Origin of the sequence: Clostridium sp., from assembly GCF_021372645.1 — a bacterium.
Lineage (GTDB): Bacteria > Bacillota > Clostridia > Clostridiales > Clostridiaceae > Clostridium.
Map to the genome: position 1 here is coordinate 101632 of NZ_JAJFUC010000026.1, position 11822 is coordinate 113453.

Here is an 11822-nt window from a genome sequence, read left to right on the forward strand (position 1 = left end):
TACTTTGAATGTGGCGATTGTAAGTGGAGGTAAAGCACCATCAGAAAGATTATTAAGGCGTTATCTTGAAAAAGTAGATGTTATAATAGCTGCTGATAGGGGAAGTGAATGTCTTTATAATTATGGTATTGTTCCAGACTTGCTACTCGGAGATTTTGATTCTGTGAAAAAAGAAGTTTTAGATAATATGAAATTACAAATAAAAGAAGTTTTAGAGTTTCCACCAGAAAAGGATTATACAGATACCGAAATTGCAATAATAGAAGCTATTAAAAGAGGCGCAAAGAAAATATATCTATTTGGAGCAATTGGATCTAGGGTGGATCATACGTTGGGAAATATAGGGCTTCTTTTAACTACCAAGAAAAAAGGAGCAACTTTAGAAATAATTGATGATAATAATAGTCTTTATCTAGGCGAAAAGAAAATGAAGTTGTTTGGAGAATATGGTGAAAATATATCTTTTCATGCACTATGTGATAAAGTTAAGGGTTTTAAGATTAGAGGCGCTAAATACAATTTAGAGACTTGCGATATGAGTTTATTAGATCCAAGAGCTATATGTAATGAGTTTATTGATACTCCAATAGAGATTAGTTATGAAGAAGGAGAATTATTAATTCTCCACTCAATTGATTAAGGTATATCAAAGAAAATAACAAGTCAAAGATGCGATGTATTTTGACCAGACAGGAGTATGACATAAGATGAAACTTTTTAGGTTAAATTTTTTATATTCCAGCTGAATTTAGTTGAACCTATCTTTAAAAGGGGCACCACGTTTGGGGTAGGGAAGACGTAAGGTGAAACACGAGTACACTGACCTATTATTTTTTTTTGAATATGCCTAATATACGTTTAGTCTTTGAAAGTTATTTTCTTTGATGGATAAAATTTGGAACATTTTTAATAGTAACTGAATATTAATATAATAAGATCAAATTAATTTCAAGATGGGTGTTTTGTATTATTAATATTTAGGAGGGATAGCTATGAAAATAATAGCGTTCAAATTACCGAAATTTTTATCAAATATAATAAGATTTTTTAGAAAAAAAAACTAGAGTATACATAAGGCATGTTTTATTATTTATTTTTCCATATGCCTAAATAACTCTAAAAAACAAAAAATGCAATTGGGATAACAATTGCATTTTTTATTATGAACTTATATTGCTCTTTGAACCTTTCCAGATCTAAGGCATCTTGTACATACATGAACAGTTTTTGGTGTTCCGTTAACTAAAGCTTTTACTTTCTTTATGTTAGGAGCCCAAGTTCTCTTTGATTGACGATGTGAATGGCTGTATTGTACACCTGCTACAACACCCTTATCACAAATTTCGCATCTTCTTGCCATTAGAAAACACCTCCTTATATTGCATAGATAATCATCTTCAATAGGACAGACTAAATTATACCATAGGAAAATATAATAGGCAAGATAAATTGTTATTATATTATAATTTAATATATATTACAGGATAACCTAGCTTAAAATAATATTTATCACATATACAATAATATTGCTAAACATAAATATTTAATCATTGAATAATTTATATTTATACAATAAAACTAAGTTAAGATTTATAGTTTTAGACAATATTTACTCAATCAAAATCTATTATATAGAATAAAATACCATTAGTATTATTAAAGTGGAGAAAATTTGTTTCTTTGTCATGTTATCCCATGTATATTATTTGAATACTTGAATAATATATTGTTCTAATATAAAATATAAAATAGTATATAAGATTTTAGGAGGAATATGAATGATTGGATTTTCAAATGAAAATGGTAATATAAATTATTCTGGGGAAGTTTTAGCTAAAATTGTTGGGTTGTCCACAATGGAATGCTATGGAGTAGTTGGTATGGTTTCTAAAAATGCTAGCGAAGGACTTTGGGAACTAATGGGCATAGAAAATTTAAGCAAAGGTGTAAAATTACAATTAACAAATGAAAATAAATTACAAATAGAATTATTTGTTATGGTGGAATATGGAACAAAGATATCGGTTATATCTAATAATATAATTCAAAAGGTTCGTTATAGTGTTGAAAATTACACAGGACTTAAGGTTTCATCTATAACAGTAAATGTGCAAGCGGTAAGAGTTTAGGAGGTTAAACTAAATGAAATATACAAAAATCAATGGTCGTGATTTTTATAACATGATTGTTAATGCTAGTAATAGACTATTAGAACAAAGTGATTTTGTTAATGCATTAAATGTGTTTCCAGTTCCGGATGGAGATACTGGAACTAATATGTCCATGACATTTAAAGCAGCAATTAAAGAAATAGAAAATATAGATACTGATTCTATAGGCGAGATATCTAAAAAGTTAGCAAAAGGTGCATTAATGGGTGCCAGGGGTAACTCGGGAGTTATATTATCTCAAATACTTAGAGGGATTTCTAAAGGGTTAGAAGGAAAAAATGAAGTAGATGTTACTGAATTTGCAATCAGCTTTTTTGAAGGGTCAAAATCAGCCTATAAGGCAGTTATGAGACCAACAGAAGGAACTATACTTTCTGTAATTAGAGCTGCATCAGAAGCAGCAATAACATCTGAGGCAAAAGATATAGTAAGCTTTATGGAGGATGTAACAATTAAAGCAAAAGATATGTTAGATAGGACTCCAGAGTTACTACCAGCACTTAAGAAAGCTAAAGTAGTTGATTCTGGTGGGATGGGACTTTACATTATACTTAAAGGCATGCTTGAAGCATTAAAGGATGAAATTAAAGCGGAAATAAAAGATATAACTATAGGCACACCTGGGAATACTTTAGCTAAGTCGATTGAAGAAATAGATATTAAGTTTGGTTATTGTACTGAATTTATAATTCTTGGAGATGCTAAATTTGCAAAAGGGTTTCAAAATGAAATAGAATCTCTTGGGGATTCAATGGTTGTTGTTGGATATGATGATGTAATTAAAGTTCACATACATACGAATGATCCTGGATTAGTATTATCTAAGGCAGTAGCTATAGGAGAATTATCAAAAATTAAAATTGATAATATGAGAGAAGAGCATAGAGAACTTTTAATTAATGCTAAGGATAAAGAATTAAATGTTGATAAGATGCAAGAAGAAAACAGTTCTAAAATTGAAGATGAGATCCTAGAAGATGAAAAGAAAAAATATGGATTTATAACAGTAGCCATGGGAGATGGAATTTCAAATATATTTAAAGACTTAGGGATGGATTATGTTATTGAAGGTGGTCAAACCATGAATCCATCTACTCAAGATATTTTAGATGCTGTTAACAAGATAAATGCTGAACATATTTTTATTATGCCTAATAATAAAAATATAATTATGGCAGCTAATCAAGCAACAGAAATATCAGATAAAGATATACGTGTGGTACCTACAACAACTATTCCTCAAGGTATAGCATGTGCTACTATGTTTAATTTTGATTCTGAGGTTGAGGATAATTTTAATAACTTAACTAATACAATTCAAGAAGTTAAAACTGGTTCGGTAACTTATGCAGTTCGTGATACTGAAATTGACGGAATTGATATTAAAGAAGGTAATATGCTAGGACTAGTAGAAGGTAAAATAAAAGAAGTAGGCGAAGATAAGAAAATTGTTGCAAGCAAAGTTCTAGATCATATGATAGATGATGATTGTGAACTTGTTACTGTATATTATGGTGAAGAGGTAACTAATGAGGAAGCTAATACATTTGAACTTGAGTTACAAGATAAATATGGGGAATTAGATATTCAATTCTATAAGGGAAATCAACCTCTTTATTATTTTTTAATGTCGGTAGAATAGAACAATAATAGAAGCGCCTAAATAACAGGTGCTTTTATTATTGTTGAAAGGAGGCAAACATTTGGATATATATAGTAATATTTCTGTTTTAAAAGGAGTAGGTCCAAAAGCTACTGAAAAATTAAATAGATGTGGAATTTTTAATATATTAGACATTTTGTTATATTTCCCAAGAAATTATGAATTTGTAGATAGTAATGCAAAATTTGAAAATATTACAGAGGAAGACAAACAAATTTTAAAATGTGAAGTTATACGATTTAGAAGTGATGTTAAGACTAAAACTGGTAAACTATTGACAACAATAGATTTTAATTATAATGGACATAAAGTGTCTGCAAAGTGGTTTAATCAAAGATATATAAAAAGTTCTTTTGCGCTAGGAAAAATATATAATTTGATGGGGAAGTTTAAAAGAATAGGTAATACTTTAAAAGTAATTAACCCTATAGTTACTTGTGAGGAAGCACTATCAAGTGAAATTCTACCCCAATATCCTTTAAAAGCAGATATAAGTAATAAACTATTCGAAAAATTGATTAATGAGATTTTATCACATATGGAAGTTAAAGAAAATTTATCTAAGAATATAATAGATAAATATTCTTTAATTTCTTTAAATGACGCTATAAGAAACATACATTTCCCGGAAAATAAAGACATGTTAGAAAAAGCTACAATAAGACTTAAGTTTCAAGAATTATTCACATACTCATTAAAATTATTGCTTCTAAAGTATAAAATTAAAAAAAATGCAAATGGGATATTTTACGAATGGGTAGATGAACTTAGTGATTTTAAAGAAAAGCTACCATTTCCGCTTACGGGTGCTCAAACTAGAGTTGTACGTGAAATTTTAAGAGACCAAAAGTCAAATTCTTCTATGAATAGATTAATTCAAGGGGATGTTGGAAGTGGGAAGACCATAGTTGCCCTAATAGCTATTTTTAATGTTATTAAAAATGGCTATAAATGTGCTTTTATGGCTCCAACAGAAATTCTTGCAAGTCAACATTTTGAAGAATCAAAAAAAGTTTTTAAGGATTTTAATATAGAAATGGAATTATTAACAGGATCAACTACTTTAAAGGAAAAGCAAAGAATTAAAGAGAGAATTAAAGCTTCAGAACCTATTTTGGTAATAGGAACTCACGCACTTTTCCAAGATGATGTGGAATTCAGAAAATTAGGATTAATAGTAACTGATGAACAACACAGATTTGGAGTGGAGCAGAGAAGTAAGCTCATAAATAAAGGAAAAAGAGCAGATTGCTTGGTTATGACAGCTACACCAATTCCCCGAACTTTAGCTTTATATCTTTATTCGGATCTAGACGTATCTATAATTGATGAGTTGCCACCAGGTAGAAAGAAAATAGATACTAGATTTTACGTAGATGCTCAAAGAGGCATAGGTTATGATTTAGCTTACGATGAAATAGAAAAAGGAAGGCAAGTATATATTGTTTGTCCTCTTATTGAAAAAGATGAAAAGGAAGAATTAAATTCAGTTGAAACTGTGTATAACAGACTTACAAATGGAATTTTTAAAGACTTAAAGGTTGAAATTCTTCACGGAAAAATGAAGGGAACAGAAAAAGATGACATAATTAAAAGATTTAAAAATAATGAATTTAATGTTTTAATTTCAACTACTGTAATTGAAGTTGGAGTTAATGTTCCTAATGCTTCAGTTATGATTGTTGAAAATGCAGAAAGATTTGGTCTTTCTCAGCTTCATCAATTAAGAGGGAGAGTTGGAAGAGGAGATTATTCTTCTTATTGCATATTAATAGCAAAGGCTAAAAGCAATACAACTAAAAAGAGGATGCAAATAATGACAGAATGTAGTGATGGATTTTTAATATCAGAAAAAGATTTGAAGCTTAGAGGTGCAGGAGAAATGTTTGGTAGAAAACAAAGTGGAGATGAAGGTTTTATACTTGCAAATCTTTATGATGATATAAAAATTTTAAGATGTGCTAAACTAGAAGCAAATAATATGCTGCAAAATGAATTCGAGTTAAATAAAGAAATAATAAATGAGATTAGCAAGAATTTAGAAAAAAGCAGTAAATATATTTGTTTTAATTAAATTGAAATACTATGTATGTATGTGTTAATATATTAAATATATAGACTTAAGGAGGAATAATGTTTTGAGAATAATAGCAGGAAAAGCAAGAGGACATAAATTAATACCTCCAGCAACAATGGAAACTAGACCTACATTAGATAGGGTTAAGGAAGCTATGTTTAGCTCAATTCAGTCATATATACAAGATGCAGTGGTTGTGGATGTTTTTTCGGGAACAGGAAGTTTAGGATTAGAATCTGCAAGCCGAGGAGCAAGTGAGGTTTATTTATTTGATAAGAGCTCAGTGACATTCCCATTATTAAAGCAAAATGTAGAAAAACTTAGATTTGAAGATTTTTGTTTTCCTATAAATACTGATGCTTATGCAGGACTTAGACAATTAGCAAGTAAGGGAAAAAAATTTGATATAATATTTATTGATCCACCTTATTGTAAAGAAATGATTCCAGAAGCTATGAAAATTGTTAAGGAACATGATTTGTTAAAGGAAGATGGAATAATAGTTACTAAAATAGATACTATTGAAGAAGTTTATGATGGCTATAAAGATATTAAATTAAATAAGAGTAAGAAATATGGAAATACAACAGTATGCTATTATAAGTATGAGGAGAAATAATTAATGAAAATTGCAGTATATCCAGGAAGCTTTGATCCTATAACTAACGGACATCTTGATATTATAAAGCGAGGATCAAAGGTGTTTGATAAAATCATAGTATCAGTATTAGTTAATGTGGATAAAAAGTCTCTTTTTGAAATTGATAAAAGAGTTGAATTAATAAAAAAAGTGACAAGGAATATAGAAAATGTTGAAGTTAGAAGTTTTAATGGACTTGTAGTAAATTTCCTAAAAGAATGTAATACTAATATAATTTTAAAGGGATTAAGAACAAATTCGGATTTTGAATATGAGTCTCAAATGGCGTTTATGAATAATGAATTAGATTCAAATATTGAAACTGTATGTATGATGTCATCTTCTAAAAACCTACATATAAGTTCTTCTCATGTTAAACAAGTGGCGAAATTTGGAGGGAATATTGAAGCACTTGTTCCGACTGAAATTGTCTCAGATATAATATCTAGAATAAATATCTAAGGAGTGTTTTTATGGAAAAAATAGATGTGAATATTATAGAGTTATTAGAGTATTTACAAGATTTGGTGGAAAACTCATCAAAGGTACCTATGAGTGGTAAGGTTATGATTGATAAAAGAGAAATTAATGAAGTTATTGATCAAATAATTAATTATATGCCAGATCAATTTAAAAAAGCTGAATGGGTTATGAGTGAAAGAGAGCGTATATTAAATGAAGCTAAGAAGGAATATGACTCTGTTAGAAAAGAAACAATGACTATGATGAGGCAAAATGTTGAAAATCATGATATTGTAAAAGAAGCAAAGGTGAGGGCTCAAGAAATTATAGCCTCAGCACAACGAGATGCTAAGGCTATAAGACTAGGGTCTAGAGACTATTCTGATGAAATATTAACTCAATTGGATAAAGAAATAGAAGATCAAAAGATAAAGTTAATAAAAGGTCTCCAAGATAGCTTTGAATCAGTTGCTAAGGATATTGATACAAGTTTAGCTGCTGCATGTAATGTTATAAGAGATAATGTTAAAGAATTACGTAGCATGAAAAAATAATTTACAAGCCTTATTAAGTATAATTAATAAGAGTGTTAATAAAATTAAGACTAATATTGGATAAAAATATGTATATACACTTACAAAAGAATTTATTCTAAGTTTAGATGTATATATGCTTGTAGGTAATACTTTTAATAATATATAAGTTATAATAAAACTAAAGATTCCTTGGATTATCTTAAAAAATATATATTTACTATAACGAATTTTAGTCTCACTTACAAAAGAACTGACTTGAGCAATTACAGCTAGACCTGAAAATGAGCATAAGAAGCTTATTATACTTAATTTTAGAGATAGTGAAATAGAAAGTGTAGATATAATGCTACAACCATTTGTCATTTCTATGCTTCCTAAAAACAAACAATATAAGGTTCCAACAGGTAAGCTTAAAAAAGTCTCTAACTGTTTAAATATAATATAAAAATAAACATTATTTTTAATAAGAGATATTACAACAGAAAAAATTATGATAAATCCGCCAATAGATAATGTGGTATTTATTGCATTTTGAATTGCATTTTTTATTGCGGAACCAAAATTTATCATTTCATATTTTGGACAAGATAGAGAACTTAATTTCATTGGGTTTCGCTTTTTTTTTGTTATAAGTCCTATTAAGATACTTGATAAGTAATTTCCAACAAGCAAAATATATCCTAAAGAGACATTTCCAAGTAAAGTGCCAGCAACAGAACCAATTAAAAATAGCGGACCAACATTAGAAGCTATATTCAAAAGTCTCTCATACTCATCTTTTTTTATATACTCCATAGAGTATAAATCAACACAATACTTTGCACCTAATGGATAACCACAAAGAATACTAGCTACAATAGGGAAGGAGCAATTCTTAGAAAGTCCTAGGGGTTTGCAAATTAAAGGACCAAGAAACTTAGAATAAAGGCTTATCCCATCATAGTATATTAGTAAGTTACAGATAACTATAAAGGGAAAGGTTGTTGGTAATATAGATTTATACCATAATTTGCATCCATCAATAGCTGCAGAAATGCATTGGTTTATATTTAATATAAAAAGAATTATTAATATAGAAATAAATATGCAAATAATAATATTTTTTTTTATATTAAGTTGCTTAATTAAAATAATAATTAAGCTCATAATTAAAACCCACAAGATAATAATATATATCATGAAATCACTCCAATCTTTAGGCGTATTCTAGAAAATAATAAGTCGGTATGCTAGTCTATTTTGAGTCATGAGGAAGTTTGACTCGTATACACTCGCTGAGTCTGACTAAAAATAGACATCGCATCATCGATTTATTATTTTCTTTCATATGCCTTCTTTCAGATATCTAATTATATATATTCCTGTGGTTGTGTAAAATATTACTACATAATAATGGGACCTTTTAAATAATCTTCTATGGGACTTATTTTTGAATTTAAAAGAGAATATGCCTTTGTGCCTAAAATGTCAATTTTCATATGATCATCTAAATTGTTTTTTTTGATTTTTGTTATTATATTAATATTTCCTTTTGATTTTATATTCTTTAGTATATTGCGTCCAATAGAATTAAAGCCCAGAACTCTTGCGTAAGGTGCAGGTGATTTAGATAAATTAAACAAGTGAAAGTCTTCAAGATTTAAAAAGCTTTGTGTAAGGATTCTATTAATCCTAGTATAAGTGTATCTTTTACTTTTAGAATTAAGTATTAACTCATTTAAGGAATTAGCATTTAGAACTTCCTTTAATATTTTATTTTCTAAGCCTTCTGAAATATCAGGTAAGTTTAAAAGAGAATTTTCGTTTGTAAATAATTTATATTTAATATATTTAAACATATCATCTTCAAAAATAAAAGGATAATCTGAAGATGATAAATCACATAAAATATCATAACTAGCTTTTGGAAGGATGTCAATTAATTCACTTAATGAATTTTCTCTAAGATGTTTTCTTATAGACGTGGCTGAAGAAAAAGAAGAACTTAAATTATTATCATTATAAGATGCACCTTCTCGTTTTAATGTTTTAGGTGTTATTGAACTGTTTAATTCTATTAAAGCTTTTATATATTCAATACCTAAAATGTTATTAGAACTAGATAATACATTTAAAACATCACTTGAATTTAAATAATTATTAAGAGCATTTGCTCGGCTTAAATGAAAAGGTAAACCTAATTTTAAATTGTTTTTCAAAAGATTTTTATATTCATAAGGCTCAGTAACTAAAGTTGTTGCTATGTCCTCCAATGTATCTATACTTCCTTCTTCACTTCCGAAATATAAATAATCTACTATACCTAAAGAATTGAGAAGAGAAACACTACCGAAGGCAAAATGTTCAGCCGAAGATATTGAATAAACTAGAGGTAATTCTAAAACCAAATCAACTCCATTTCTAATAGCCATTTCAGCTCTTTTCCATTTATCTATAATTGAAGGTATTCCTCTTTGCATGAAATTACCACTCATTACACAAACTATACCATCTGCATTTGTATCAGATTTTGCTTTGTGAAGATGATATTCATGACCTTTGTGAAATGGATTATATTCAGTAATTATTCCTGTAATTATTTTAATCATCTCCTCTTAAAAAAATTGAGTTAAATTATATTTATATATATGGCTATTTAATAATAAAGATAATGATAGTATAACATATATTAAGTCTGACAGTATCAATTATTAACAATGGAATATATGATATATTTTGTCTATTATGATATTAAAAAATATAAAAAAATCATTGTTAAATAATATACTTTTATGATTTTGCTATACTAAATGGTAATTTAAATAATAATCAGAATATTGTTGAAATGTGAATTTTATGTTAATTCTATTATAAATAAAAAAAGTAGGAGAATATAATGATATTCAAATTTTTATTTTATGTTTTTACTAATTTAGAACTTAAAATATAGATTAAAATATAATAATTACTTATGTATAGAGTACTAAAGTTAAGATATTTAAGGAAATTTAATAATGAATTATAAAGTAATTTTATAGAAAATTTAATTGTTAAAAAAAATACTTTTGCTATATTAGTCTTTTACAGTGTTATTGTCAAACAATTTAGATTATTTCAAATCTAAAGACTTCTATTTTATAGCGAATTTGTGTTGAAAAAAGCACTACTAAAGGAGTATATTAGTATTAGAAATAGAATATAGAGAGGAGATTAATAAATATGGACCTTATGAAAAAAATATGGACTGCCGCGCAATCTGATAAAAAGAAAATTGTTCTTCCAGAAGGCAATGAAGAAAGAAATATAGCAGCGGCAGAAAAAATACACAAATTGGGATTAGCATATCCAATTTTAATTGGTAAAAAGGAAGAAATAAATAACAAGGCAAAGGAACTAGATATAGATTTGTCAGGAATTCAATTGATAGATCCAGATGAATCAGAAAACTTAAACAAATACATTGCAGCTTTTTATGAACTTAGAAAGACAAAAGGCGTAACAATGGAAAAAGCAGATAAGATAGTAAGAGATTCTCTATATTTTGCTACAATGATGGTAAAATTAGATGACGCAGATGGAATGGTATCAGGAGCTATTCATACTACAGGAGATTTATTAAGACCGGGATTACAAATAATAAAGACAGCACCAGGGGTATCGGTTGTTTCAAGTTTCTTCATAATGCAAGTTCCAGGATCAACTTACGGTGATAAAGGAACACTTATATTCTCTGACTGTGCAGTTAATCCTAACCCTAATCAAGATGAATTAGCAGCGATTGCAATAGCAACAGCGGAAACAGCTAAAAACTTATGCGATATGGATCCTAAAGTTGCAATGTTATCATTCTCTACTATGGGAAGTGCAGATAATGAATTAGTTGATAAGGTTAGAAATGCAACAAGAAAGGCTCAAGAAATGAGACCGGATTTAGATATTGACGGTGAGCTTCAATTAGATGCAGCTATAGTTAAAAAAGTAGCAGATCAAAAAGCACCAAATAGTAAAGTTGCTGGAAAAGCTAATGTTTTAGTATTCCCAGATTTACAATCTGGAAATATAGGATATAAACTAGTTCAAAGATTTGCTAATGCAGAGGCGATTGGACCAATTTGTCAAGGTTTTGCAAAACCAATCAATGATTTATCAAGAGGATGTAGCTCAGATGATATCGTAAATGTTGTTGCATTAACAGCAGTTCAAGCACAAACTAATAAGTAACATATGGATTAGAAAAATAATCTAAGAAATTTTAAGGAAACAATCTAAATTAAAAAAATAGAGAATGTTATAA

At 28.3% G+C, this 11822-nt stretch carries 12 protein-coding genes; 9 read left to right on the plus strand and 3 right to left on the minus strand.

From position 1 onward, the window contains the following. The first annotated feature begins 4 nt into the window (after nt 1–4). Nucleotides 5–640, plus strand: coding sequence for a thiamine diphosphokinase (locus tag LLF98_RS03940; RefSeq protein WP_291701024.1), 636 nt, complete (start codon nt 5–7; stop codon nt 638–640). A 352-nt stretch (nt 641–992) separates the two neighbouring features. Beyond that, nucleotides 993–1064 (plus strand): stage V sporulation protein SpoVM, encoded by a 72-nt coding sequence (spoVM, locus tag LLF98_RS15395; protein WP_158519915.1) that lies wholly within the window; start codon nt 993–995, stop codon nt 1062–1064. 104 nt (nt 1065–1168) lie between these two features. Here the strand turns inward: spoVM and rpmB are convergent, their stop codons facing one another. Continuing rightward, nucleotides 1169–1360 (minus strand): 50S ribosomal protein L28, encoded by a 192-nt coding sequence (gene rpmB / locus LLF98_RS03945; protein ID WP_002579588.1) that lies wholly within the window; start codon nt 1358–1360, stop codon nt 1169–1171. 418 nt (nt 1361–1778) lie between these two features. Here rpmB and LLF98_RS03950 point away from each other — a divergent pair, with 418 nt between their 5' ends. From LLF98_RS03950 to LLF98_RS03975, 6 genes are all read left to right on the plus strand, one after another. Next, nucleotides 1779–2129 carry an Asp23/Gls24 family envelope stress response protein gene (locus LLF98_RS03950; RefSeq protein WP_291701063.1) on the plus strand — a complete coding sequence of 117 codons (351 nt, stop codon included), beginning with the start codon at nt 1779–1781 and terminating at the stop codon, nt 2127–2129. A gap of 13 nt (nt 2130–2142) precedes the next feature. Next, the gene (locus LLF98_RS03955; protein ID WP_291701065.1) at nt 2143–3813 is read left to right on the plus strand and encodes a DAK2 domain-containing protein; all 1671 of its coding nucleotides are present in this window, start codon (nt 2143–2145) and stop codon (nt 3811–3813) included. Between the two features lie 61 nt (nt 3814–3874). After that, nucleotides 3875–5908 carry an ATP-dependent DNA helicase RecG gene (gene recG, locus LLF98_RS03960; protein WP_291701067.1) on the plus strand — a complete coding sequence of 678 codons (2034 nt, stop codon included), beginning with the start codon at nt 3875–3877 and terminating at the stop codon, nt 5906–5908. 64 nt (nt 5909–5972) lie between these two features. Beyond that, nucleotides 5973–6530, plus strand: coding sequence for a 16S rRNA (guanine(966)-N(2))-methyltransferase RsmD (rsmD, locus tag LLF98_RS03965; RefSeq protein WP_291701068.1), 558 nt, complete (start codon nt 5973–5975; stop codon nt 6528–6530). A 3-nt stretch (nt 6531–6533) separates the two neighbouring features. Beyond that, entirely contained in the window at nt 6534–7013 is a 480-nt protein-coding gene (gene coaD / locus LLF98_RS03970; RefSeq protein ID WP_291701070.1) for a pantetheine-phosphate adenylyltransferase, read from the plus strand. An 11-nt stretch (nt 7014–7024) separates the two neighbouring features. Next, entirely contained in the window at nt 7025–7567 is a 543-nt protein-coding gene (locus tag LLF98_RS03975; RefSeq protein WP_291701072.1) for an ATPase, read from the plus strand. Here the strand turns inward: LLF98_RS03975 and ylbJ are convergent. After that, nucleotides 7547–8728: a sporulation integral membrane protein YlbJ gene (gene ylbJ / locus LLF98_RS03980; protein ID WP_291701073.1), complete on the minus strand. Its 1182-nt coding sequence runs from the start codon at nt 8726–8728 to the stop codon at nt 7547–7549. The genes LLF98_RS03975 and ylbJ overlap by 21 nt on opposite strands. A 203-nt stretch (nt 8729–8931) precedes the next feature. Then, nucleotides 8932–10137 carry a nucleotidyltransferase gene (locus LLF98_RS03985; RefSeq protein WP_291701075.1) on the minus strand — a complete coding sequence of 402 codons (1206 nt, stop codon included), beginning with the start codon at nt 10135–10137 and terminating at the stop codon, nt 8932–8934. A 610-nt stretch (nt 10138–10747) separates the two neighbouring features. Between LLF98_RS03985 and pta the strand changes: the two genes are divergently transcribed. Next, nucleotides 10748–11749 (plus strand): phosphate acetyltransferase, encoded by a 1002-nt coding sequence (gene pta, locus LLF98_RS03990; RefSeq protein WP_291701079.1) that lies wholly within the window; start codon nt 10748–10750, stop codon nt 11747–11749. Nucleotides 11750–11822: the final 73 nt, after the last annotated feature.

What these genes read in the sequence shown, in the direction of transcription:
- rpmB (WP_002579588.1), bottom strand. Translation starts at nt 1,360, where the DNA reads ATGGCAAGAAGATGCGAAATTTGTGATAAGGGTGTTGTAGCAGGTGTA.
- LLF98_RS03950 (WP_291701063.1), top strand. Translation starts at nt 1,779, where the DNA reads ATGATTGGATTTTCAAATGAAAATGGTAATATAAATTATTCTGGGGAA.
- LLF98_RS03955 (WP_291701065.1), top strand. Translation starts at nt 2,143, where the DNA reads ATGAAATATACAAAAATCAATGGTCGTGATTTTTATAACATGATTGTT.
- coaD (WP_291701070.1), top strand. Translation starts at nt 6,534, where the DNA reads ATGAAAATTGCAGTATATCCAGGAAGCTTTGATCCTATAACTAACGGA.
- LLF98_RS03975 (WP_291701072.1), top strand. Translation starts at nt 7,025, where the DNA reads ATGGAAAAAATAGATGTGAATATTATAGAGTTATTAGAGTATTTACAA.
- ylbJ (WP_291701073.1), bottom strand. Translation starts at nt 8,728, where the DNA reads ATGATATATATTATTATCTTGTGGGTTTTAATTATGAGCTTAATTATT.
- LLF98_RS03985 (WP_291701075.1), bottom strand. Translation starts at nt 10,137, where the DNA reads ATGATTAAAATAATTACAGGAATAATTACTGAATATAATCCATTTCAC.
- pta (WP_291701079.1), top strand. Translation starts at nt 10,748, where the DNA reads ATGGACCTTATGAAAAAAATATGGACTGCCGCGCAATCTGATAAAAAG.